This window comes from Streptomyces armeniacus (genome assembly GCF_003355155.1).
Lineage (GTDB): Bacteria > Actinomycetota > Actinomycetes > Streptomycetales > Streptomycetaceae > Streptomyces > Streptomyces armeniacus.
Map to the genome: position 1 here is coordinate 3,098,220 of NZ_CP031320.1, position 23,298 is coordinate 3,121,517.

Annotated in this window: 17 protein-coding genes and 2 pseudogenes; 11 read left to right on the forward strand and 8 right to left on the reverse strand. The window is 73.3% G+C overall.

All coding sequences use genetic code 11. The annotated features are described in order from the left end of the window. The first annotated feature begins 172 nt into the window (after nt 1-172). Nucleotides 173-1,693 (forward strand): glycoside hydrolase family 3 protein, encoded by a 1,521-nt coding sequence (locus DVA86_RS13455; RefSeq protein ID WP_208878419.1) that lies wholly within the window; start codon nt 173-175, stop codon nt 1,691-1,693. A gap of 47 nt (nt 1,694-1,740) precedes the next feature. Here DVA86_RS13455 and DVA86_RS13460 read toward each other — a convergent pair whose 3' ends face one another. Further along, nucleotides 1,741-2,337, reverse strand: coding sequence for an Imm21 family immunity protein (locus DVA86_RS13460; RefSeq protein WP_208878421.1), 597 nt, complete (start codon nt 2,335-2,337; stop codon nt 1,741-1,743). 99 nt (nt 2,338-2,436) lie between these two features. On the opposite strand from DVA86_RS13460, the gene DVA86_RS13465 reads away from it, so the two are divergent. Both DVA86_RS13465 and DVA86_RS13470 read left to right on the forward strand, forming a co-directional pair. Continuing rightward, nucleotides 2,437-3,375, forward strand: coding sequence for an ATP-binding cassette domain-containing protein (locus DVA86_RS13465; RefSeq protein ID WP_208878423.1), 939 nt, complete (start codon nt 2,437-2,439; stop codon nt 3,373-3,375). Further along, a complete protein-coding gene (locus DVA86_RS13470) occupies nt 3,372-4,121 on the forward strand; it encodes an ABC transporter permease (RefSeq protein ID WP_208878425.1) in 750 nt (249 codons plus the stop codon). The genes DVA86_RS13465 and DVA86_RS13470 overlap by 4 nt, the downstream gene beginning before the upstream one ends. On the opposite strand, the gene DVA86_RS13475 is transcribed toward DVA86_RS13470, so the two are convergent. Together DVA86_RS13475 and DVA86_RS13480 are read right to left on the reverse strand one after the other, a co-directional pair. Continuing rightward, entirely contained in the window at nt 4,105-7,353 is a 3,249-nt protein-coding gene (locus DVA86_RS13475) for an ATP-binding protein (protein ID WP_208878427.1), read from the reverse strand. The two genes, DVA86_RS13470 and DVA86_RS13475, sit on opposite strands and share 17 nt — an antisense overlap. 117 nt (nt 7,354-7,470) lie before the next feature. Beyond that, nucleotides 7,471-8,754, reverse strand: a complete 1,284-nt coding sequence (locus DVA86_RS13480) for a low temperature requirement protein A (protein WP_222623318.1) — start codon at nt 8,752-8,754, stop codon at nt 7,471-7,473. 259 nt (nt 8,755-9,013) lie between these two features. Between DVA86_RS13480 and DVA86_RS13485 the strand changes: the two genes are divergently transcribed. The 7 genes from DVA86_RS13485 to DVA86_RS13515 all read left to right on the forward strand — a co-directional run bounded on the left by DVA86_RS13485 (nt 9,014) and on the right by DVA86_RS13515 (nt 17,394). Then, nucleotides 9,014-9,946 carry a 5-dehydro-4-deoxyglucarate dehydratase gene (locus DVA86_RS13485; protein ID WP_208878428.1) on the forward strand — a complete coding sequence of 311 codons (933 nt, stop codon included), beginning with the start codon at nt 9,014-9,016 and terminating at the stop codon, nt 9,944-9,946. A gap of 159 nt (nt 9,947-10,105) precedes the next feature. Continuing rightward, nucleotides 10,106-11,671: an ABC transporter substrate-binding protein gene (locus DVA86_RS13490; RefSeq protein ID WP_208878430.1), complete on the forward strand. Its 1,566-nt coding sequence runs from the start codon at nt 10,106-10,108 to the stop codon at nt 11,669-11,671. 9 nt (nt 11,672-11,680) lie between these two features. Next, nucleotides 11,681-12,607, forward strand: coding sequence for an ABC transporter permease (locus DVA86_RS13495; RefSeq protein ID WP_208878431.1), 927 nt, complete (start codon nt 11,681-11,683; stop codon nt 12,605-12,607). Next, the gene (locus tag DVA86_RS13500; protein ID WP_245996542.1) at nt 12,604-13,641 is read left to right on the forward strand and encodes an ABC transporter permease; all 1,038 of its coding nucleotides are present in this window, start codon (nt 12,604-12,606) and stop codon (nt 13,639-13,641) included. Before DVA86_RS13495 ends, DVA86_RS13500 begins: the two co-directional genes overlap by 4 nt. A 107-nt stretch (nt 13,642-13,748) precedes the next feature. Then, the gene (locus DVA86_RS13505; RefSeq protein WP_425470980.1) at nt 13,749-14,714 is read left to right on the forward strand and encodes an ABC transporter ATP-binding protein; all 966 of its coding nucleotides are present in this window, start codon (nt 13,749-13,751) and stop codon (nt 14,712-14,714) included. Further along, entirely contained in the window at nt 14,707-15,780 is a 1,074-nt protein-coding gene (locus tag DVA86_RS13510) for an ABC transporter ATP-binding protein (protein ID WP_208878434.1), read from the forward strand. The genes DVA86_RS13505 and DVA86_RS13510 overlap by 8 nt, the downstream gene beginning before the upstream one ends. A 174-nt stretch (nt 15,781-15,954) precedes the next feature. Beyond that, the gene (locus DVA86_RS13515; protein ID WP_208878436.1) at nt 15,955-17,394 is read left to right on the forward strand and encodes an FAD-dependent oxidoreductase; all 1,440 of its coding nucleotides are present in this window, start codon (nt 15,955-15,957) and stop codon (nt 17,392-17,394) included. 311 nt (nt 17,395-17,705) lie between these two features. Here DVA86_RS13515 and DVA86_RS13520 read toward each other — a convergent pair whose 3' ends face one another. Beyond that, on the reverse strand, nt 17,706-18,284 hold the full coding sequence (locus DVA86_RS13520; RefSeq protein ID WP_245996543.1) for a TetR/AcrR family transcriptional regulator: 579 nt from the start codon (nt 18,282-18,284) through the stop codon (nt 17,706-17,708). A 131-nt stretch (nt 18,285-18,415) separates the two neighbouring features. On the opposite strand from DVA86_RS13520, the gene DVA86_RS13525 reads away from it, so the two are divergent. Further along, complete coding sequence (locus DVA86_RS13525; RefSeq protein ID WP_208878440.1) at nt 18,416-18,787, forward strand: VOC family protein; 372 nt, start codon at nt 18,416-18,418, stop codon at nt 18,785-18,787. A 73-nt stretch (nt 18,788-18,860) separates the two neighbouring features. On the opposite strand, the gene DVA86_RS13530 is transcribed toward DVA86_RS13525, so the two are convergent. The 4 genes and pseudogenes from DVA86_RS13530 to DVA86_RS13545 form a co-directional block, all read right to left on the reverse strand. Next, nucleotides 18,861-21,362, reverse strand: a complete 2,502-nt coding sequence (locus tag DVA86_RS13530; protein WP_208878441.1) for an FtsX-like permease family protein — start codon at nt 21,360-21,362, stop codon at nt 18,861-18,863. Then, nucleotides 21,359-22,213 carry an ABC transporter ATP-binding protein gene (locus DVA86_RS13535; RefSeq protein ID WP_208878443.1) on the reverse strand — a complete coding sequence of 285 codons (855 nt, stop codon included), beginning with the start codon at nt 22,211-22,213 and terminating at the stop codon, nt 21,359-21,361. Before DVA86_RS13535 ends, DVA86_RS13530 begins: the two co-directional genes overlap by 4 nt. A 310-nt stretch (nt 22,214-22,523) precedes the next feature. After that, nucleotides 22,524-22,643, reverse strand: a pseudogene (locus DVA86_RS13540) (LuxR C-terminal-related transcriptional regulator); the annotation flags it as partial. Between the two features lie 93 nt (nt 22,644-22,736). Beyond that, nucleotides 22,737-23,215: pseudogene (locus DVA86_RS13545) on the reverse strand (fatty acid desaturase); the annotation flags it as partial. Nucleotides 23,216-23,298: the final 83 nt, after the last annotated feature.

Here is a 23,298-nt window from a genome sequence, read left to right on the forward strand (position 1 = left end):
AAACGCCGACATTCGGCGCTGATTCGCCCCCCGGTCACCGAACTTGCCCGCGCGGCCGGAGTCTTGGGCGGCCGCATCTTGACAGCGCCGACTGACCTGGACTGATACTTGGTCTATACCAAACGAACCCCACCGTTACCGGGGTGCGGGCACTACTCGAGAGGCGCGGTCGATGTCCTCCAGCAAGCAAGGCAAGGAGCTGCGCCGACTCGCGCTCTCCGTCCTCCAGCCCGGTTTCGTGGGCACCGAGGCGCCCGAGTGGGTCCTGCGCGACATCGGCGAGGGCCTGGCGTCCGTCGTCCTCTTCTCGCGCAACATCGCCTCACCGGAACAGGTCGCCCGGCTGACCGGGCAACTCCGCGCGGAGAACCCAGAGTTGATCATCGCGATCGACGAGGAGGCCGGGGACGTCACCCGGATCGAGTCCGCGACCGGCTCCAGCCGCCCCGGCAACTGCGCGCTCGGCGCCGTCGACGACGCCGAACTGACCGAGGCCGTCGCCGCCGACCTGGGCCGCGAGCTGCACGCCGCCGGCATCAGCCTCAACTACGCGCCGAGCGTCGACGTCAACTCCAACCCCGACAACCCCGTCATCGGCGTCCGGTCCTTCGGCGCCGATCCGAAGGTGGTGTCCCGGCAGGCCGCCGCGTGGATCCGCGGACTCCAGTCGGCCGGCGTCGCCGCCTGCGCCAAGCACTTCCCCGGCCACGGAGACGTCGCCGTCGACTCCCACCACGGCCTGCCCAGCTACGACGCGGACCTCGACGAGATCGCCGCCCAGGCGCTTCCCCCGTTCCGCGCGGCGATGGACGCGGGCGCCCGCGCCGTCATGAGCGGCCACCTCCTCGTACCGGCCTACGACCCGGACCTCCCCGCCACCCTCAGCAGCCGCATCCTCGACGACCTGCTCCGCCGCGAACTCGACTTCGACGGCCTGACGGTGACGGACGCCATCGAGATGGGCGCCGTCGCCGACCGCTACGGCATCGACGGGGCGGCCGTACGGGCCGTCGCCGCCGGCGCCGACGCCGTCTGCGTCGGCGGGGAGAGCGCGGAGGAGGCCACCGCCCAGCTCCTCGCCGGGGCGCTCGCCGACGCGGTGACCGCCGGGGAGCTCACCGAGGCGCGGCTCGTACAGGCGGCGGAGCGCGTACGGGCGTTCGCCGCCTGGTCGGCGGAGCTGAGCCGTACGGCCGCCGTCGGCCGTACGGGCGGCGACATCGGCTACATCGCCGCCCGCCGCGCCATCCGCCTGACCGGCGCCGTCCACGACGCCCTCCCGCTGGCCGCGCCGCCGCACGTGGTGGAGCTGGTGCCGACCACCAACCTGGCCATCGGCAAGGAGACCCCGTGGGGCGTCGCCTCGCGCCTGCCCGAACGGCTGCCGGGGGCCACGTCCGTACGGCTGCACCAGGACCAGCTGCGTACGCCCGCCGCCGCGCTCCAGGAAAGCGCCCTGGCGCCCGCTTCGGGACGCCCGCTGGTGGTCGTCGTACGGGACGCCGCGCGCCACGCGTGGATGGGCCGCGCCCTTGCGGACCTGGTCACGGCGCGGCCCGACGCCATCGTCGTGGAGATGGGCCTGCCCGGCGCCGGCGCCACGGCCCAGGGAGCGGTCCAGATCTTCACCCACGGCGCCACGGCCGCCTCGGGCCGCGCCGCGACGGAGGTCCTGGCGGGACCGGCCCGGTAGGCCCACAACCGCCCGCCACGCGTAACTCGTCCCGGGCGGCGGCCGGTTCAGCCCTCCGCGGGGAGGAGCTGGACCAGGCCGGCCTGGTTCTCCCCGCCCGGCCCGGTGTGGGTGGCGCGCACCCGCCAGCGGCCGGCGGGCAGCGGGACCGGTGCCTGCTCGGGCATCCCGCCGCCGGGCGCCTCGGAGTCCAGTCCGGCGCCGGCCTCCACGGAGTCCATGAGCACGCCCGTACCGTCCGACACCCAGGTGCCGCACTCCTCCCAGGAGGTGGCGGGGTCCGCGAGGGCGGCCTCGGCCGCGGCCCGCAGCCCGGCCGCCGACCGGGCGGCGAACCAGCGCAGGAACGCCCGGTGTTCCGGCAGATAGCAGGTGGTGGCCGGCTCGTCCGCCAGCACCAGCGCCTGCGCGCCGCCCTGCCCGACGGGGATCACGCCGGCCAGGCCGCCGACCGCGCAGGCCCGGTCGTAGTCGTCCGGCGCGGTCGCGTCTCCTCCGACGAGCCCGGTCTCCGTGGCTCCGTGCCAGGCGGTCAGCGCGGAGACGGGGACGACGATCAGAGGGCCGCCGAGCGATTCCACCCAGACAGGCCCGGCACCGGACGTGCCGTACGCGTCAACCTCGGTGTACGGAGAGGCATTCATGCGGGCCAGTGTGCCCCGGCCCCGGACGCTGACACCGCCGTACGGGCCGTGTCAGGCCGGTGTCAGGGGCGTGACAGGCCGGGTCCCGACAGTGGGCGCATGACGAGTTCAGCGATTTCAGCCTCGGGGCTGCGGAAAGCGTTCAGGGACAGGACCGTGCTCGACGGCATCGACGTGGAGGTGCGCGCGGGCACGGTCTTCTCCCTGCTTGGCCCGAACGGCGCGGGCAAGACGACGATGGTCAACGTGCTGACCACACTGATGAAGGCGGACGGTGGCACCGTACGCGTCGCCGGGCACGACATCGAGACCGAGACCAAGGAGGTGCGCGCGCTGATCGGGGTCACCGGCCAGTTCGCGGCGGTGGACGAGTTGCTGACGGGGCACGAGAACCTGCGGCTGATGGCGGATCTGCACGGCCTGGGCTCCGGGGAGAGCAGACGGGTCCGTACGGAACTGCTGGAGCGGTTCGACCTGGCCGACGCGGCGCGGAACCAGGCCGCCACCTATTCCGGCGGCATGCGCCGGAAGCTGGATCTGGCGATGACGCTGGTCGGCGGGCCGCGGATCATCTTCCTGGACGAGCCGACGACGGGCCTGGACCCGCGCAGCCGCCGCACGATGTGGGAGATCATCCGCGAGCTGGTGGCCGACGGCGTGACCGTCTTCCTCACCACCCAGTACCTCGAGGAGGCCGACCAGCTCGCCGACCGTATCGCCGTACTCGACCGGGGCCGCCTGGTCGCCCAGGGCACCCCCGACGACCTCAAGCGCCAGGTGCCCGGCACCCACGTACGGCTCCGGTTCGCAACCGCCGCCGAACTCGACGCCGCCGCACGGGTCTTCACCGGCTCCACGCGCGACGACGAGGCGCTGGCCCTGCGGGTCTCCGGCGACGGCGGTACGAAGTCGCTGCGTGCCCTGCTGGACAGGCTCGACGAGTACGGCATCAGCGCCGAGGAGTTCTCCGTCCACACACCGGACCTCGACGACGTTTTCCTCGCCCTGACGGGCCACTCAACGGAGGCGGCGGAATGAGCACCAAGTCCCCCTCGATCGTGATGCTGCGCCGCAACTTCACGCACCTCGCCCGCAATCCGACCTCGGTGTTCAACGCGGTCCTGATGCCGATCATCATGATGCTGATGTTCGTCTACATGATGGGCGACGCCTTCAGCGTCGGCGTCGACTACATCGACTACGGCACGCCGGGACTGATCCTGCTGGCCGTCTGCTACGGGCTGGGTGCCACCGCGACCGCGGTGAACTCCGACATGACGAAGGGCATCATCAACCGGTTCAAGGTCATGGACGTCTCCCGCGGAGCCGTCCTGACCGGTCACGTCATCGCCAGTCTGCTCACCAACCTGATCGCCATCGCGGCCCTCGTCGGGGTGGCGTTCCTGCTGGGGTTCAGCCCGTCGGCGGGGCTCCTCGACTGGCTCGGCGTGGCCGGCATCGTCGTGCTGCTCGGCTTCGCGGCGGGCTGGCTCACCGTCGCCCTGGGGCTGGCGGCGAAGTCCCCGGAGACGGCGGGCATGGCCTCCGTACCGCTGGTCATGCTGCCGTTCTTCAGCAGCGCGATCGTGCCCGCCGAGAAGATGGGGCCGGGCCTGCGGCAGTTCGCGGAGTACCAGCCCTTCACGCCCGTCATCGAGACCATGCGCGGGCTGCTCGCCGGCGAACCGTCCGGCGGCGACGCGGTGACCGCCGTCGCCTGGTGCGCCGGGATCGCGCTCGTCGGCTATCTGTGGGCGCGCTCCACGTTCACCAGGCGAGCGTGACCGCGACCAGCTGCCGCCAGTTCGTGCGCGTACCCTCCCGAGCCGCCTCGGCGAACCGCGCGTCGCCGAGGCGGTTCCGCGCCGCCTCCTCGATCCGGGCCGCGTCCGGCTGGCCGGGGTGCGGCAGCCCGAGCACGGCGGCGCTCGCCGCGAGCAGCCGCGCGGCCTGCTCGTACTGCTCGCGGCGGAGCGCCAGGTCCGCGACCCCGACGAGGGCGTACGCGATCAGGAAGGCGCCGTCCGTCTCGGACGCCGCCTGGAAGGCCGCGACGCGGTGCGTAAGTGCCTCGTCGAGATCGTCGGCGAGATAGCCGAGCAGGTCGTGGACCATCGCGCGTACGGGCGCCAGTTCCGCCTCGTCGCCCAGCAGCGCCGTCGCGGTGCCGAGCTGCCGGCGGGCCTCCTCGCGGTGGCCGCGCCAGCGGGCCAGCTCCGCCTTCGAGAGGGCGAGCGCGGCGAGCGAGGCCGGCCAGGTGACCTGTTCCGCGCACCGTTCGGCCTCGGCCATGGTGGCCGTGCAGGAGTCCTCGTCGCCCAGCAGCCAGTACAGCTGCCCCTGCCGGGACCGCAGATGGATGACGTCGTCGACGGCGCCGATCTCGGTGACGGCCGCGACCGCCTCCTCCAAGTGCTCGCAGGCGCGGGCGAACTCGCCCCGCATGGCGATCCGGTTGGCGAGTTCGGTGAGGGCCAGCGAGATCCCGTACCGCTCGCCGAGTGAGCGGAACTCGGCGAGCGCCAGCTCGAGATGGGCGTCCGCCTCCGGTCCGGCGTCGCCGCGCACGATCCGCATCTTGCCGAGCTGGAAGCGGGCCAGCGCGCGCACCCACGGGTCCGCGTCGTCCAGCAGGGGCTCGAACGCGGACACCAGCGCGTCCGGGCCCGCCAGCATGCGCTCCATCGCGCCGATGAGCGCCAGCATCGGGTAGCGGCCGTAGCCGGCGTGGCTGAGCCGGTACGCCTGGTGGATCCACTCCTCGGCGTTGTGCTCGTCGCCCAGCCCGGACGTCTCGAACAGTACGACCATCCCGTACACCATCGCCCGTATGTCGTCGGGCACTTCGCCGGGCGTCCTCGTGGCCGCCATGATCAGCTCGATGCCCTCGGCCTTGCGCCCGCCGAGCCACCAGTACCAGCCGGCGCCCGCCGCGAGCCGCATCGCCTCGGGCGCCTCGCGGGCGGCGAGCGCACCGCGCATCGCCGCGCCGATGTTGTCGTGCTCGGCCTCGAGCGTGGCGAGCCACTCCAGCTGGCCGGCGCGGCGGAGGTGCGTGTCCGCGGTCTCGGCGAGCTCGGTGAAGTACGCGAGGTGGGCGCGGCGCGCCAGGTCCGACTCGCCCGCCTCCGCGAGCCGCTGGGCGGCGTACTCCTTGATGGTGCCGAGCATCCGGTAGCGCGGTGCGCTTTCGCCCCCGGCGACCAGCAGCGACTTCTCGGTCAGCGCGGTGAGCAGCTCGAACACGTCCTCCCGCGGCACCGCGTCCTCCCGCGGCACCGCGTCCTCCCGCGGCACCGCGTCCACTTCCTCATGCGCCCCCGCGGCGGCGCAGACCCGTTCGGCCGCTTCCAGGCCCGCTCCGCCCGAGAACACCGAGAGCCTGCGCAGGACCGCCCGTTCGGCGCCGGTGAGCAGCTCCCAGCTCCAGTCGACCATCGCGCGCAGCGTGCGGTGCCGCGGCAGTGCCGTACGGCTGCCGCCGGTCAGCAGCCGGAACCGGTCGTCGAGCCGGTGGGCGAGCTGGTCGAGGGACATGGTGCGCAGCCGGGCCGCGGCCAGTTCGATCGCCAGCGGCATCCCGTCCAGCGCCCGGCAGATCCGCGCCATCGTCGCCAGCGTGGCGGCGTCGGCGGCGTCGGCGGCGTCGGCGGTGTCGGCGGTGCCCGCGGCGTCGGCCGCGAGATCCTTGCGTACGGCGCCCGCCCGGTCCCGCAGCAGCCGTACGGCCGGCGCGGACGCGGTCTCGTCGGGGCCTGCGTCCCCGTCCGGCAGGGCCAGCGGCACGACCGGCCACAGCGCCTCGCCGGTGATGCCGAGCGGTTCCCTGCTCGTCGCCAGGATCCGCAGCCGCCGGCACTCCCCGAGCAGCCGGTGGGCGAGCGCCGCCGCGGGCCCGATCACGTGCTCGCAGTTGTCCAGGATCAGCAGCATCTCGCGCTCGCGCAGCGCGGCGACGAGCCGGTCCGCAGGCTCGGCGCTCGGCGCCTCGCCGAGGAGGGCGTCCCGGAGGCCGAGCCCGTCGAGCGCCGCCTGCGCCACGTCGCCGCCTGCGCCGACGGCGGCCAGCTCCACCAGCCAGACGCCGTCCGGCGGTTCGCCGAGCAGGCTGCGCGCGGTCTCCGTGGCCAGTCTGGTCTTTCCGGAGCCGCCCGGCCCGGTCAGCGTGGTGAGGCGGTGTGCCGCGGTGAGTCCGGCGACGTCGGCGATGTCGGAGTCCCTGCCGACGAAACTGGTCAGCTCGGCCCGCACGTTGGTCCGCCGGTTCTCCTCCCGCCGCCCCAACTCGCCCCGCAGCAGCGCGACATGCAGCGCGGACAGCTCCGGCGAGGGGCCGGCGCCCAGCGCGTCGGCCAGTGCCTCGCGCGTGCGCTGGTACACGAGCAGCGCGTCGCTGTCCCGTCCGGCCGCGACGAGGGCGCGCATGAGCGCGGCGGCCGGCCGCTCCCGTACGGGATGAGCGGCCACCAGGTCGGTCAGCTCCGTGATCAGCTCCGCGCCGTGGCCGAGGCGGACCTCCGCGTCGAACCGGTCCTCCAGCGCGGTCAGGCGCAGCCCTTCGAGCCGGGTGACCGCCGCGTCGAACGCCGCGCTGTCCTGGAGCCCGACGTCCTGCATGGCCGCACCGCGCCACAGCGCGAGGGCCTCGCGCAGCAGCCGTACCCGCTGCCGCTCCCCGTCCTCGCGGTTCTCGCGCGCCTGGCCGACGAGGCGCTCGAACCGTACGGCGTCCACGGCGCCGGGTTCCACCACCAGCCGGTAGCCGTCCGTACGGCTCTCGACGGCCCCTTCGGGCAGCGCCTTCCGCAGCCGGGAGACGAGGCGCTGGAGGGCGTTCGCCGCGTCGGCGGGCGGGCGCTCGCCCCAGATCCAGTCGACGAGCGCCGCCTTGGGGACGGCGCGGCCCGGTTCGAGGGCGAGGGCGGTCAGCAGCCCGCGCAGCCGGGCGCCCGGCACGTCGGCCGGGACGCCGTCGTCCGTGCGAACCTCGAATGATCCCAGCACGCCGATCTGCACTCGGCTGATTCTGGCACGGCGGTCCCGCCGCGCCACGTGCCGTTCAGCCCGCCGTCCGAGCCGCCGCTCGAGGCGGCGCCTTCCAACTCGCCGTACGGCGGCGGCTTTCGTGCCCGGTCAGTGCTGCCGCTGCCCGCCGAGCGCGTCCAGCATCGCCTGCTGGTGGCGGTGGCCGACCGTCTCGTAGCCGAGCACGGTGACGTACGGGGCGAGCATCACCACGAGCAGGCACACCGCGATCGGGGCACCGGCCGCCGACAGCAGGACCGCCGCGAGGAGCACGGCGAGCGTGGCGGAGATCAGCAGCAGGTGGAAGGGGTCGGCCGAGGACAGCAGCAGGGTGTGCAGCAGGTAGACCATCAGCAGGTAGAGGCCGACCGGGAGGGCCAGCGAGAGGGTCACGGCCGTCTCGCCGAGCTTCGCGTGGTGCTCCAGGTGGAGGCCGGCCACGTGCAGCCCGGCGCCGGCGCCGGCGATGCCCATGAACAGGGGGATGTGGCCGTAGCCGAAGAGGTAGCCGCGGCCGCGGCGGTGTACGAGGACGTCGCCGAACGGGGTCATGAAGTACACCCACCACATGCCGAAGGTCAGTCCGACGCCGGCGACGACGACGGCGACCGCGTTCCCGGTCCAGTGCGTGCCGTCCGCGCCGCCGAGGAGGTCGGACGACGAGGCGACGGTGCCGATGACGCCCTCGCCGAGAACGATGATCGCGAACAGGCCGTACCGCTCCGCGACATGGTGGGGGTGCCACGGGGTGCCGCCCGCGCTGCCCTGGGTGAGGACCGGCAGCGCCAGCTCCAGTACGCCGAGGACCGCGAAGCAGACGAACACGGCGGCGAGCGGCAGATGCGTGAACGCCACCACGGTCCAGCCGACTTGGGCGAGCACGGTCCAGCGGATGTTCGCCTTCCCCACGGCGCTGTGGGTGGGGGACTGCCGGGAAGCGCGCCACCACTGCAGCACCATCGCGACGCGCATCACGATGTAGCCGAGCACCATCACCCGGAGTTCGAGGTGCTCGCCCTCCTCGACGGAGTGGAACATCGCCGGCAGGCCGAGCGCGAACACGACGACGCCGATCATCTGGACCATCGTCAGCACGCGGTAGAGCCAGTCGTCCGTGCTGAACGCGGAGGCGAACCAGCTGAAGCTGATCCACGCGACGCTGATCGCGAACATCGCGAGCACGTACGCGGTGACCGCCTGCCCGTGGTGCCCCGCGGCGAGCATCTCGGCGAAGTGGGACGCGGCGGTGCCGACGGCGACCACGAAGGTGAGGTCGAACAGGAGCTCCAGTGGCGACGAGGCCCGTCCGTGTTCCTCCGGGTCGCGGCCGGTCATGGGCACCAGCCGGTGGGCGAGCTTGCCGGAGCGGTCGGAGGGGTCGGAGTGGCTCATGCGCAGCATGATGCCGCACCCGGCCGCGGCCCCGGGGCGACGTGTGACCGGTGAGTCCGTCGCGCGGCCGGTGCCGGGCGCTCCGCCCGTACCCCGTAGGCGAGTTGGGGGCCCGGGGGCCTTCCGAACGGTTTCCGCGCGGGGCGCCGCCACGGAATTTCCCGTTCACATCTCTTGACGCACCAGCACCAGCCGCATTTACTCCGTCCACAAGGATAGACAGCGTCTCCATATGTGGACGCGATTGAGGAGAGGCTTCATGGTGCGCCCCCAGCAACCCCCGGCCAACCCCCTGAGCGGGCTGCTCGGCTTCCCCGTCACCCCGTTCCGGCGCGACGACGGCGAGCTGGACCTCCCGCGTTTCGAGCAGCATCTCGCCGAGATGGTCAAGGCCGGGCCGAGCGCGCTGTTCGTCGCGTGCGGCACCGGCGAGTTCGCGTCGCTGACCGTGGCCGAGCACAGCACGCTCGTACGCGCCGCGGTCACACATCTGGCCGGCCAGGTGCCCGTCTACGCGGGTGCCGGCGGCGGTACGCGGCTCGCCGTCGAGTACGTGCGCTCCGCCGAGCGCGCCGGGGCCGACGGCGTGCTGATCCTCCCGCCGTACCTCCAGGCCGGCCCGCCCGCCGGGCTCGTCGCGCACTACCGGCAGATCGCCGCGGCGACCGGGCTGCCCCTGGTCCCGTACCAGCGCTCGACCGCCGTGTTCACCCCCGAGGCGGTGGCGGAGCTGGCCGGCCTCGAGCAGGTGGTGGCGTTCAAGGACGGGTACGGCGACGTGGAGCTGCTGCAGCGCATCCACACCGCCACCGGTGGCGAGCTGGCGCTCCTCAACGGCATGCCCACCGCGGAGGTCTTCGCCGCCGCCTACGCCGCCGTCGGCGCCCGCGCGTACTCCTCGGCGACCCTCGCCTTCGCCCCGGCGATCGCCCGCGCCTTCCACGACGCGTTCCTGCGCGGCGACGACGCCGCGCAGCAGACCCTGCTGCGCGAGTTCTACGTGCCGCTGACCCGGCTGCGCCACACCACGAACGGCTACGCGGTCGCCCTGGTCAAGGCGGGCCTGGCGGTCCAGGGCCGGTCGGCGGGACCCGTACGGCCGCCGCTGGCGGAGGTGACGCCGGAGCACCGTACAGAGCTCGCCGCCCTCATCGACCGCGGCCACGCCGCCCTGGACGGCATCGGTGGCTGAGGCGCCCGCCGCCCGCGCAGGCGGGCCCCGCCGCGTACGGCACCCGCGCCGCGTACGGCATCCCCGCCGCGTCTGCCGCGTACCCGCCCGCGCACCGCGCGGCCACGCGCCGCCCGCACCACCGGTGCCGCCTGCGCCACCAAGGAGGATCGAGGAACGATGAAACCCCCTCTCCGCCGGCCACCCGTGGCCACCGGACCGCCGGGCCGGCGCGCCGCCGTGCTCGTCGCGGTGGGCGTACTGCTGACGGGCGGGTGCACGGTCGCCAACTCCGGATCGGCCGCCGGCGCCGACACCGCCCAGGTCGTGCTGCCCGAGGAGCCGCCCACACTGGAGCCGTGCGATGCCTCGCTGACCGCCACCGGCCGCGTCGTACGCTCCAACATCACCGAGCCGCTGGCCGAACGCGTCCCGAAGACCGGCGAGCTCGAACCCAAGCTCGCCACCGGGTGGAAGCAGACGTCGCCGACCACGTGGCGGTTCACCCTCCGCAAGGGCGTCACGTTCCACGACGGGTCGGCGTTCGACGCGAAGGACGCGGCCTTCTCCGTCCGCCGCACCGTCGACTCCGGCATCGAGTGCAACGTCGACGGCTACGTCTTCGGCGACAGCGAGATCACCGCGACCCCCGTCGACGGCACGACGCTCCAGGTCACCTCGGAGGAGCCGGACCCGATCCTGCCGCTGCGGCTGTCCTTCGTGGAGATGGTGCCCACGAGCACGGACGCCAAGGCCAAGGTCCGCGAGCCGGTCGGCACCGGCCCGTACCGCATCGACACCTGGAACCAGGGCATCAACCTGCGGCTCGACCGGTACGACGGCTACTGGGGCAAGGCCCCCGACTACGCCGCGGCGCTGTACACCTGGCGCGCCGAGGGCAGCGTACGGGCCGCGATGATCAGCAGCGGCGAGGCGGATGTCGCGGTGGGCCTGGCACCCGCGGACGGGGCCGGCGAGCACGCCGTGGAGTACCCCAACAACGAGACCTCGTACCTCCGCATGGACGCGGGCAAGGCGCCGCTGGACGACCTGCGGGTGCGCCAGGCCATCAACTACGCAATCGACCGCAAGGGCCTCGTCGCCTCCGTCTTCGCCGGACTCGGCAAGCCCGCGGGCCAGCTCGTCCCGGACGGCGTCACCGGCCACAACCCGGACATCAAGGCGTGGCCCCACGACAAGCAGCGGGCCAAGTCGCTGATCGACGAGGCCCGTTCGGACGGCGTACCCGTCGACAAGAAGATCACGATCATCGGCCGCAACGGCATCTACCCCAAGGCCGCGGAGGCCATGGAGGTGGTGCAGAGCGCGCTGTCGGAGGCCGGGCTCAAGGTGGAGGTGAAGATGCTGGACGTGAACGCCTGGACGGAATACCTGCTCCGGCCGTTCCCACGGGACGCAGGCCCGACCCTGCTCCAGGCCCAGCACGGCAACCAGGCGGGCGACGCCGCGTTCACCATGGACCAGATCTACGGCAGCAAGGGCGCGCAGAGCAGCTACGGCACCCCGGGTCTGGACGAGCGGATCCAGCGGGCCGAACGCGCCGCCGGCCGCGACCGGGAGACCGGCTTCGCCGACGCCCTCGCGTACCAGGGCGAGAAGGTCGTACGGGATGCCGTCCTGGCACACATGACGGGCATCATCGCGCTGGCACCGGACGTCACGTACGTGCCCGACTCGGCCAGCGGCGACGAGATGCACCTGGCCGAGATCCACCCGGCGGGCTGAGGGACCACGATGCTGACCTTTCTGAGACACCGGATCCTCTCCAGCCTGATCCCGCTCCTGGTGGTGGTCCTGGGCGTGTTCTTCCTGGCCCGCCTCACCGGCGACCCGGCCAACCTGTACCTGCCGCTCAGCGCCACGCAGGAGATGCGGGAGACGTTCTCCGCGCAGCACGGCTTCGACGACCCGCTGGTGGTGCAGTTCGGCGACTACCTCGCGCAGCTCGCCCACCTCGACTTCGGCGAGTCGCTGCGTACGGCGCAGCCCGCGTCGGAGGCCGTGCTGCGGGCGTTCCCCGCCACGCTCCAACTGGCAGGCACCACCATGCTGCTGGCGATCGCCGGCGCGGTGGTCGTCGGCAGCCTGGCGGCGTACCGGCCGAACTCGCCCGCAGACCGGATCGCCGGCTTCCTGTCCTCCACGGCGGCGAGCACCCCGGACTTCTGGTTCGCGATCATGGGCGTACTGGTCTTCGCGGTCACCCTCGACTGGCTGCCGACCTCCGGGACGGTCGGCGCGGCGGCCTGGGTGCTGCCCGTGACGACGCTGCTCATCCGGCCGTTCGGCGTCCTCGTACAGGTGGTGCGCGGGGCGATGGTCACCGCGCTGTCCGAGCCGTACATCAAGGTGGCACGCAGCAAGGGGGCCAGCGAGCAGCGGGTGATCTTCAAGCACGCGCTGCGCAACGCCGGCGCCCCGGCGCTCACCGTCGCCGGAGACCTGACGGTGGGGCTGATCAACGGCGCCGTGGTGGTGGAGACCATCTTCGGCTGGCCGGGCATCGGCAAGCTGATGATCGACTCCATCCTCCAGCGCGACTTCGCGGTGCTGCAGGCGGCGGTGCTGCTGACCTCGCTGACGATCTTCGCGCTGAACATCCTCATCGACAGCTGCTACGCGCTGCTGGACGCGCGGGTCAGACAAGGGGCGATGACGTGAGCACGCATCACGAGACCGAGAAGACGGCCGGGTCCGCGGGCTCCCGTACCGAGTCCGCGGACGGCGAACTCCCCGCGCGCGCCGAATCCGAAGGCTCCGGACCCGCGGACGGCGCTGCCCGCCGGCACGGGCCGCTGCGCCTGCTGGTGGCGGACCGCATGGCGACGGCGGCCTGCGCGGTACTGCTCCTCGTCGGGTTGTGTGCCGTCCTGGGGCCGCCGCTCCTCGGCGACCTCGCCCGCGAGCAGAACCTGCGGGCGGTGAACCTGCGGCCGTTCTCCACCGGCGAGGGCTGGGAGTTCGTCCTCGGCAGCGACTCGCTCGGACGCAGCGTCCTGGCGCGGCTGATCGTCGCGGCGGGTACGACCATGTCGGTCGCGGTCCCCGCCGTCCTGCTGTCGCTGTGCGTCGGCTCGCTGTGGGGCATGTGGGCCGGGTTCCACCGGGGCTGGCGGGAGACCGTGTCGATGCGCGTCGCCGACGTGATCCTCAGCTTCCCGTCGCTGCTGCTCGCCGTGGTGGTGCTGTACGTGTTCGACCCGAGCGTCGCGAACATCGTCGCGGTGCTCGCCCTCGCCCGTATCCCGGTCTACCTGCGCACCGCGCGGGCGGAGTCGGCGGAGCTGCGCAGCAGGCTGTTCGTCGACGCGGCACGCACCTTCGGCACCGGCAATTGGGCGATCATACGGCGCCACGTCGCGCCGATCGTCCTGCCGACACTGCTCACCGTGGCCGCCGTGGACTTCTGCTTCGTGATGCTCACCGAGTCCTCGCTGAGCTTCCTCGGCATCGGCATCCAGCCACCGGACATGTCCTGGGGACTGATGGTGGCGCAGGGCCGGCAGGAGCTGCAGAACGCCTGGTGGACCGCGGTGTTCCCGGGCCTGGCGATCGTCGGCACGACCGTGGCGATGACCGTGCTCGCCGGCTGGGCCAGGATCGCCGGCGACCCCGCACAGCGCTGGCGGCTGACCGTGCCGAAGCGCGGGCGCCGCGGCCGCGGGGCCGCAGGCGCCGGAAAGGAGCACGCATGAACGGGCACGGTACGGACGGCGCGGGCGTGAGCCGTACGGGCGCGGGCGCGGGCGCGGGCCGTACGGACGCGGGCCGTACGGACGCGGCCGGTACGGACGCGGCGGCGATGGCCGTCAGCGGCCTGTCGGTCGAACTCCGCACCCCCACCGGGCCGGTGCGGGTCGTACGGGACGTCGGCTTCTCCGTCCGTTCCGGGGAGACCCTCGCCCTGCTCGGCGAGTCCGGCTGCGGTAAGAGCATGACGGTGCAGGCCGTGACCGGTCTCCTCGACCCGGTCGCCGAAGTCGTCGGCGGCCGGGTGCTCCTGGGGGGCCGTGACGTGCTGCGGCTGGCACCACGGGAGCGGCGCGCCCTCGCCGGGCCGGAGCTGGCCGTCGTGTTCCAGGACGCGCTCACCGCCCTCAACCCCGTGTACACGGTGGGCTCGCAGCTCGCCGAACCCTTCCGCATCCACGAGCGCGCCTCACGGCGCACCGCCGGGGAGAAGGCCGTCGAACTGATGGAGCGGGTCGGGATCCCGGAGCCGCGGCTGCGGGCGAAGGCGTATCCGCACCAGTTCTCCGGCGGTATGCGGCAGCGGCTGCTGATCGCCATGGCGGTGGCACTGCGGCCCTCGGTGCTGCTCGCCGACGAACCGACCACCGCGCTCGACGTCACCGTGCAGGCCCAGATCATGGAACTCCTCGCGGAACTGCGCCGGGAAACGCGTATGGCGCTCGTCCTCATCACGCACGACCTGGCGGTGGTCAGCGAACAGGCCGACCAGGTCGCGGTGATGTACGCCGGCGCCATCGTGGAGTCCGGCCCCGTGGCCGAGGTGTTCGGCGCCCCGCGGCACCCGTACACCCGCGGGCTGCTGGACTCGGTGCCGGCGGGACACGCGCGCGGCACCACCCTGCCGTCGATCGAGGGCAGTCCGCCGCGGCCGGCGGCGGTGCCGGACGGCTGCGCGTTCCGCACCCGCTGCCCGCTGGCGCGCGACCGGTGCGCCACGGAAGCGCCGCCGCTGTCCGCGACCGGGCCGGGCCGGGCGTCGGCCTGCCACTACTGGAAGGAGCTGGCCGATGCCTGAGACCGCCAACACCGAAGGCACGGCGGACGGCGCCGAGAGCACGGAGAGCACCGCTGCGGGACCGAGCACCGCCGCCGGACCGCTGCTCCGGGTGCGGGGCCTGTCCAAGACCTTCCGGGTGCCGCGCAGCGCGTCGGGCAGCACCCGGCTGCACGCCCTGGACAAGGTGGACCTCACCGTACGGCGCGGCGAAACGCTCGGCCTGGTCGGCGAGTCGGGGTGCGGGAAGTCCACGCTGGCCCGTGTCCTGCTGATGCTGGAGCGACCGGACGCGGGCACGGTGCGCTACGACGGCGTGGACCCCTTCGCCCTGCGCGGCCGGGAACTGCTGGCGTGGCGGCGCCGGGTGCAGATGGTCTTCCAGGACCCGTTCGCCTCCCTGAACCCCCGGCTGACCGCCGGGGAGTTGATCGCCGAGCCGTGGCGCTCGCACCCCGACCTGGTGCCGCGCCCGGACCGCGAGCGGCGGGTGCACGAGTTGCTGGAGATGGTGGGGCTGCGGGCGGTCGACGCGCGCCGCTCCCCGCAGGAGTTCTCCGGCGGGCAGCGGCAACGTATCGGCATCGCGCGTGCGCTGGCGCTCAACCCCGAGGTCATCGTGTGCGACGAACCCGTGTCGGCCCTCGACCTTTCGGTGCAGGCCCAGGTGCTCAACGTACTGACCGGCCTGCAGGCCGAGTTGGGCGTGGCGTACGTCTTCATCTCGCACGACCTGCCCGTGGTACGGCACGTGGCCGACCGGGTGGCGGTCATGTACCTCGGCAGGGTGGTCGAGTCGGGCCCGGCGGAGGAGGTCTTCACCGCACCCCGCCACCCGTACACCGCCTCGCTGCTGTCCGCCGCGCCCCGCCCGCCGACGGAGCGGGCGGACGGCGGGCAGCGGATCGTGCTCTCCGGTGAGGTGCCGTCGCCGACCGACCCGCCGTCGGGCTGCCGCTTCCGCACCCGGTGCTGGAAGGCCGAGGAGGTGTGCGCCGAGGCCGTACCGGCCGACGAGCCCGCGCCGTACGGGCCGCAGCACCTGGCGGCCTGCCACCTGCCGCTCGAACCGGCGGCACGCGGCTGAGTCCGAGCCGTACGGCCGCGGGTGGGGCCGCGGGGTGGGCCGCGGTTGGGAGCGTTCTCCGCCGGCCTCCCGCACCGCCTATCGCGACCCGTCCCGCGCCATTACCATCGGGCCCCTCCGGAAAGGTTCAGACCAAACATGCGGAGGGGTCACATGCCGGTTTCTGTACGGCCGTTGAGGCGTCGCTCGGTCCTGCGGCACGGCGCTCTGGGCGCCGCCTCCCTCGGGCTGCTCACAGCGGGCAGGCTGCCGGCGAGCCGGCCGGAAGGGGAACGTCGCCGTGCCGCGCCGGACAAGCGGCTCGCGGTCGTCGGCGCGGGCACCTCAGGCATCGCCACCGCGTACTTCTGCGATTCCGCATGGAGCGTCGACCTCTTCGAGTCACGCGACAAGATCGGCGGCCACGTCGACACCCTGTCCGTCACCGAGGGGGACAAGCGCTACGCGGTCGACATCGGCGCCGAGTTCTTCCACCCGAACACGCACCCGCTGTACTGGTCGTTCCTCGCCGAGATCGGCGCCCGCACCGACGACCCCGACACCAGCCAGGTGATCGAGGGCCCGGCGAGCCTCACCGTCTTCGACGCCGCCACCGGCAAGTCCCGCTTCGGTTCGGAACACGCCCTGGACGACCTCCCCGGGGCGCTCCGCTTCCTCGCCTTCACCAAGGAGGCGCGGCGGATGACCGAACCGGACGTCCGGTGGGAGACCACCATGGGGGAGTGGCTCGACGGGCTCGACATCGACGACGGCTACAAGCGCGACGTCCTCACCCCCTGGCTGGCCTCCCTGACGTGCGGCGACATCGAACTCGTACGCACCCAGTCGGCGCGCGCCCACCTGTCGGCCTTCGCGAAGACCTTCCCCGCCACCATCTTCGAGCCCGTCCACACGTACAACTCCACCGTGGGGCTGGAGGGTTACCTGCGGACGCTCCTCGACGCCTGCGAGAACACCACCGTCCTCACCCGCGCCGGCGTACAGAGCCTGGAGGAGCAGTCCGGCACCTGGCACGTCCGTACCGCCTCCGGCCGCCACGGCCCGTACGACGCGGTCGTCGTCAGCGCACCGCCGCCCGTCGCGAAGGACTTCTTCACCGGCCTCCCGGACCTGGGCCACATCACGGAGCTGCTGAAGCTGCACGAGTACAGCCCCACGCGCCTCGTCATCCACCGCGACCCCTGCTACATGCCCGCCGACCGGGACTACTGGTCCGTCCAGAACGCCGCCGCGGGCGGCCCCAACTGCGAGACGTCGATCTGGATCGGCGCGTACTACGGCACCGACGACCCCGCCACCAAGCCGAGCATCTTCAAGAGCTGGGCCGCCTCCCGCGCCGCCGACCCCGCCGAACTCCTCGCCGCCCGCCGCTTCCGGCACCCGCTGTCCACCCCGCGCAGCCTCGCCGCGGCCCGCGACATGCTCGCCTTCCAGGGCGACCGGAACCTGTACTTCGCGGGCAGCTACACGACGGTCACCGACCTCCAGGAGACCGCCGTCTACTCGGGCCTGAAGGTCGCGGAAAGCCTCAACCCCCAGGGCCCGGAACTCACGTCGTTCAAGCAGCGCCTGTCGGACGACGACCTGCTCGACCTCTCCTACGACATCACCTGACCCACCCCGGCCGGCTGCGGGCCAGTGTGGATGCCGTATCCGCGTGCGGCACCCAGCGCGCGGGAGTCCGCAGCTGCCCGTAGAGCACCTTCGCGACCGGAGTCAGCTCGGTCGAAGAGAATCGGCACGCACACCGACGGGCGCCACGGCTCCCGGTCGAAGTAAGCCTCCCGGAATCCTTCCACGGTCCAGTCCCGAGGCCCGAAATAGAGCGCTCCCTCTGCACCGTTCTGAGCCACCCAGCAGGCGGGCAGAGAACCGTGCGCTCGAGGACCGGCGGGTCTCCGGCGCGGCAACGCACGGCACTCGGCTCAGCGCGCCCGCGGCGCGTCGGAGCGCAGGCCGTCGAGGAGGATGGCGGTGATCTGTCTGGCTTCGTCCTGCCAGCCCTCCGTGGCGCGCATCCCGCAGATGCCGCCCAGGGCGCGCAGCAGAGTGGTGCCGGTGACGCCGTCGCGGAGGGTGCCGGCCGTGACGCCCGCGTCGAGCAGTTGTGTAAGGGCGTTCGCCATCCGGGTGCGGGCGTTGTCGAAGAACGGGGAGTCCGTCGCCGTGATGCGCTCCAGGGCGACGGCCATCCCCTTGCCCACGGCTGCGTGGTCCACGAGCAGCAGGAGGAAGCGCCGCAGGGCCTCGTCCGGCTCGTGCTGGTTCAGGAGTTCCGCGGGAGCGGCGCACAGTTCGTCGACTTCCTTGCGGTAGACCGCCTCGACGAGGGCTTCGCGTGTTTCGAAGTGGCGGTAGAGCGTCCCGACGGCCACCCCGGCTCTGCGGGCGATCTCCTCGACATGCGCGTCGGCGTCGCCGACGAGGAAGGCGTCCCGGGCCGCGGCGAGGAGTGCCTCGCGGTTGCGCCGGGCGTCGGCGCGCAGCGGGCGTGACGGGGGCAATGGGTCCTCCATAACGTGAGTCCGACTCCGTTTGTGTACTGTTCCGGAGTCAGGTTCATGTTACTGCGGAGCGGCTTCCCGGCTTCCACAGACATGAAGGGCACGAAGAGCACGCAGGAGAGGACAACACCGTGAACATCACCTTGAGTTCCGTGGTCATCGACGCCGCCGAACCGGAGCCGGAAAGCGCCTTCTGGCACCGGCTGCTCGGCGGCTCGCTCACCCGGACGCCGACGAATCACTTCATCCAGGCCCCCGGCGTTCCGGTGCTCGTGATCCAGTCGGCCCCCGAGCAGACCGCGCCGGTCTGGCCGGACGGCAACTCCCAGCAGATGCACCTCGACTTCGCCGTCGACGACCTCGCGGCCGCCGACCGGCTGGCGGTCGAATCCGGCGCGGGCAGGCTGCGGCCCACCGACGACGTCCGGCCGGAACCGGAGGAAGGCAGCCGGATCTACACCAGCCCGGCCGGACACCCCTTCTGCCTGCGGCCGGCCGGCTGAGCGGCCGACGCCTCCCGGGGGCCCAAGCGCCCGGCGGCCACGGCGGCCCCCGGCCCCGCCCCGTACGTACGCCCTACGACGTGCGCCGCATCGCCGCCCGCGCCGGCAGCGTGACCGCCAGCAGGGCCAGGCCGCCGGCGGCGGCCACGAAGGCGCCGTAGAGCAGCGGGGGCACGTACGGTGCTTCGCCGGTCAGGCCGTTCATCATCGGGATCAGCGTGGCCGCGGCGATCGCGGAGCCGAGGATGACGCCGACCGTGGAGACCAGCAGGCTCTCCCAGCGGAGCATCCGGAGCACCTGGCGGCGGGTGGAGCCGATGAGCCGCAGCGTGTCCAGTTCGCGGCGGCGGTCGAGGACCGTCATCACCAGGGTGTTGACGGCGGCGATGGCGGCGAAGCCGCCGAGGACCACGGCCATCATGTTGTTGGACCAGGCGCCCAGCTTCGCGTCGAGGCTCTTCTCGGTGGCATAGCCGGAGGCGTCGGTGACCTCGCCCAGGCTGTCGAGCGACGCCGCGTCCCCGCCCCGTACGAGCAGCGTGCTGTCGAAGCCCGAGCTGACGTGCCCGGCCAGGGACGCACGGTCCATGGTGACTCCGGCGACGCCGAGGCCGCGGGCGTAGACCGCGACGACCTCGGGGTCCGCCTCGGTGCCGTCGGGGAGGAAGAGCGGGAGCCGGTCGCCGACGCCGACGTCCGCCGAGGTCGCGAGGGTCCGGTCGATGGCGATACGGCCCTTGCCGAGCCGGTCCAGCTTGCCGTCGCGTACGTCCAGGTCCTGCACCTGGGCGAGTTCGGCGCCGGAGCCGGTGGCGCCCTGGGCCGACGCGCCCTGGAGCGCCTTGAACTCGCCGGAGCCGACCGGCACCAGCACCTGCGTGTTCAGCAGGCCGACGGCCGAGTCCACGCCGGGCGCCTGTGCGGCGCGTTCCGCCGCGTCCACCGGGAGCCCGGCCGGGTCGGTGACCACGTGGTCCGCGGTGATGCCCGCGCGGAGCTGCTCGTCGGCGGCGTGGTTCTCGCTCGTGTGCATGAAGACCAGGGTCGAGGCGAAGGCCATGGCGAGGACGATCGGGGTGATCGCGGAGGCCAGACGGCGGGCGTTCGTACGGGAGTTGGCCGCCGCTAGGTGCGCGGACGGGCCCGCGCCGCGCAGCGGGAGGCCGAAGAGGCCCGCGCACAGCCGCGCCACCAGCGGGCCGAGCAGCCCGACGGCGAGCATGAAGCACATGACGACGCCGAGTGCGGCGCTGGCCGCGTCGTCGCCCGCGGAGTTGGCGGCGACCCCGGTGAGGACGGTGCCGCCGACGAGGGCGGCGATGCCCAGCACCGTACGGATCACGCCCGGCCGCAGCCGTTCCACCGACGCCTCGGTGAGCGCCTGTCCCGGTTTGATCTTCGCGGGCCGGCGCCCGGCCCCCCAGCCCGCGCCGAGCGCGGTGAGCAGCCCGACGACGACGGCGGCGAGGAGCGGCAGCCCGGAGACGTGCACGTCCAGGGCCTCCGGGACCGCGCCGCGGTCCTGCAGCTGCCCGAACCACCAGTGCGCGAGCCCGATTCCCGGCAGGCAGCCGAGAATGCCGGCGAGCGGCGCGACAAGCACCGCCTCGGAGGCGACCGCGCGGCGGATCTGCCGCGGGGTGGCGCCGACGGCGCGCAGCAGCGCGTACTCGCGGGCCCGCTGGGCGACGGACAGCGCGACGGTCCCGGCCGCGGTGAACACCGCGACGATGGCGGCGATGCCGCCGAAGGAGCCGCCGATGCCGAACAGCGTGTCCTTGGCGTAGCCGAGGCCCGGGTCCTCGACGGCGCCGCGGTCGGCGCCGGTGTTCACCTCGGCGCCGGAGCCGTCGAGGGCCTTCTTCACGGCGCCGGCGAGGGCGTCGGTGCCGGTACCGGGCTCCGCCAGTACGGCGATGGCGTCCGCCTTGCCGGGGTGGCCGGCGAGCGCGGGGGCCTGGGCGTCGGCGAACCAGGCGGTGGTGCCTTCGGCGCCGGCGTCCCGGGCCTTGTCCCCGGCGCCGGCCTCGGCGATGCCCGCGACGCGGAAGTCCTGCTGCCCCGTGGCGGTGTCGAGCGCGACGGTGTCGCCGACGGCGGCCTTCGCGGCGCGCGCCGCACCCGCGTCGAGTACGACCTCGCCGGTACGGGGCGCGTTCCCGGAGGTGAGTTCGGTGCCGGTGAAGGCGTGCGAGCCCCAGCCGTGCGCGGTAAGCGCGCTGTCCCCGGCCCGTACCGGGAGGGTGAAGTCCGGTACGGCGGCGGCCACGCCGGGCGCCTTCGCGGCCTTGTCCACCAGCCCGGCGTCCACGCGTGCCGTGTCCGGCAGCGGGACGGCCTCCTCCTCGCGGTCCTCGCCGCTGCCCGTGACGACGTACTCGTACTGGTCGGCCGCCGCGACGACCGGCGCCTTCTCGTACCGTTCCGCGGGCACCGACGCGCGCAGGCCGGTCTCGAGGAGGATGCCGCAGGCCGAGACGATCAGCGCGGACATCAGCAGCGCGACGAAGGTCCCCGCGAACGACGCGGGCTTGAAGCGGACGGCTGCGCGGGCGAGCCCGTTGGGCCGCTTCATGCCACCGCCCCCGCCATCGCGCCCGTGCCCGCGCCCGTGGCGGCCGTACGGGCCGTGAGCTGCGTCATCCGTGCCGCGACCTGCTCCGCCGAACCGCGCTCCAGGACACCGGCGAACGCGCCGTCGGCGAGGAAGAGCACGCGGTCCGCCCACGCGGCGGCGGGCGGGTCGTGCGTGACCATCACGACGGTGGCGCCGATCCGGTCGACGGCGTGCCGCAGCAGGCCGAGGACCTCGGCGGCCGTACCGGTGTCCAGGGCGCCGGTGGGCTCGTCGGCGAAGACCACGTCCGGGCTGGTCACCAGCGCGCGGGCGATGGCCACGCGCTGCTGCTGGCCGCCGGACAGCTCGCCCGGCCGGCGCCGCGCCTTGTCGGCGAGCCCGACCTGCGCGAGCACCTCGGCCGCCCGGCGGCGGTCCTGCCTCTGCCCGGCGAGACGCACGGGCAGCAGGACGTTCTGCTCCGCGGTGAGGGACGGCAGCAGGTTGAAGGCCTGGAACACGAAGCCGAGGCGGTTGCGGCGGAGCTCGGTGAGCTCGTTCTCGCTCATGCCGGTGATCTCCGTGCCGCCGAGGCGGACCGAGCCCGCGGTGGGCCGATCGAGGCCTGCGGCGCACTGCAGAAAGGTGGACTTGCCGGACCCGGACGGGCCCATGACCGCGGTGAACGTGCCGCGGGGGAGGGCGAGGTCGACGCCGGCGAGGGCGTGTACGGCGCCGGCGCCGCGGCCGTACTGCCGCTCGACACCGCGCAGCTCGACGGCGAGCCCGGGGTCGCCCGTTACCTCCGGCGCCTCGGGCGCCTCCGGTTCCTTGTCCGCCTTGTGTCGCTTGCCGCTGCGTAGCCTCATTTTTCGCCCTTTCGCGAGCTTTTCCTGCTGACGTTGTGGAGTGTGCGGGGGCGGTTGTGCGCCGGGCGTCACACCCGGGAGCCGAAGTGGAGGTGCTACCGCCGTAGGGGGTGGAGGAGGTGCGGCCCGCAGCGGGACCGCGTCCGGCCCCCGTCAGTCCACGATCCGCCGGAACGCGGCCCGAGTCGTCGGCACCAGGACCCACGTGCACCCGGTGCGGCTGCACCAGGACGTACGGGCACCAGTCCCTCAGGACCAGGCGGCGCCGCCTCCGGATGACGACGCCGCCCGGGGAGGGGAGCGGGGCGGGCTACCCGCTCGGGGTCACCAGCCCCGACTCGTACGCGAAGACCACCGCCTGGGCGCGGTCGCGCAGGTCCAGCCTGGTGAGGACGCGGCTCACGTGCGTCTGCACCGTCTTCGCGATGAGGCGGCGCGTCACGGAGTGGGCGAGCAGCGCGTCACGATGACGACCCGGATCGTCATACGTCTCCAGGGCGGCCGGGACGCGTGGCGCCGGGCGTCAGATGTCGGCACGCAGCGGCTCCCCCACTTCGTACATGTGCCGCAGTGCCTGGCGGTACGAGTCGACGAGGCCGGTCTCCGCGTAGGCCGGGACGTGAGGGCCTGGCGGCGCAGGTGGCCCCGCTTCTCGCCGTACGGGTCGGGCATCTCCATCCGCTTGTGGTTGGGCGCGAAGGCCATGCCCAAGTGCAGCCCGAACAGGGCCTGGTGGAGCGCGGCGAAGACGAGGACGCCGGCGGCGACGTCGGGGTCCTTGCCGATGTGGTTGGGGTTGGCGTGGTGGCGGTTGTGCTTGTCGTTCCACCACGCGTAGCTCATGCCGAGCAGCAGGTTGCCGTGGATGAGCCCGATGCGGCGGTTCGTGGCGAGGCCGAGCGCGGTGACCGCGATGGTTCGCGCGTGCCAGCCGGTGCGCCGGTCGAGCAGCCGCCGTTCCCTGATGTCGCGCAGCAGCGGCGCGAACTCGCTGCCCGCAGGGCGGTTTCGCCGGTCAGGGGCATGCGCTCACTCCGGACTGGTCAGGCGGTCCGGCGGTACGAGTCATTGTTGCCGGACGCCGT

Bases quoted from the DNA above. Each gene is read 5' to 3' on its own strand.
- DVA86_RS13480 (WP_222623318.1), bottom strand. From the start codon at position 8,754: ATGAGCCACTCCGACCCCTCCGACCGCTCCGGCAAGCTCGCCCACCGG.
- DVA86_RS13455 (WP_208878419.1), top strand. From the start codon at position 173: ATGTCCTCCAGCAAGCAAGGCAAGGAGCTGCGCCGACTCGCGCTCTCC.
- DVA86_RS13465 (WP_208878423.1), top strand. From the start codon at position 2,437: ATGACGAGTTCAGCGATTTCAGCCTCGGGGCTGCGGAAAGCGTTCAGG.
- DVA86_RS13470 (WP_208878425.1), top strand. From the start codon at position 3,372: ATGAGCACCAAGTCCCCCTCGATCGTGATGCTGCGCCGCAACTTCACG.
- DVA86_RS13490 (WP_208878430.1), top strand. From the start codon at position 10,106: ATGAAACCCCCTCTCCGCCGGCCACCCGTGGCCACCGGACCGCCGGGC.
- DVA86_RS13530 (WP_208878441.1), bottom strand. From the start codon at position 21,362: ATGAAGCGGCCCAACGGGCTCGCCCGCGCAGCCGTCCGCTTCAAGCCC.
- DVA86_RS13510 (WP_208878434.1), top strand. From the start codon at position 14,707: ATGCCTGAGACCGCCAACACCGAAGGCACGGCGGACGGCGCCGAGAGC.
- DVA86_RS13485 (WP_208878428.1), top strand. From the start codon at position 9,014: ATGGTGCGCCCCCAGCAACCCCCGGCCAACCCCCTGAGCGGGCTGCTC.
- DVA86_RS13505 (WP_425470980.1), top strand. From the start codon at position 13,749: ATGGCCGTCAGCGGCCTGTCGGTCGAACTCCGCACCCCCACCGGGCCG.
- DVA86_RS13535 (WP_208878443.1), bottom strand. From the start codon at position 22,213: ATGAGGCTACGCAGCGGCAAGCGACACAAGGCGGACAAGGAACCGGAG.
- DVA86_RS13460 (WP_208878421.1), bottom strand. From the start codon at position 2,337: ATGAATGCCTCTCCGTACACCGAGGTTGACGCGTACGGCACGTCCGGT.
- DVA86_RS13495 (WP_208878431.1), top strand. From the start codon at position 11,681: ATGCTGACCTTTCTGAGACACCGGATCCTCTCCAGCCTGATCCCGCTC.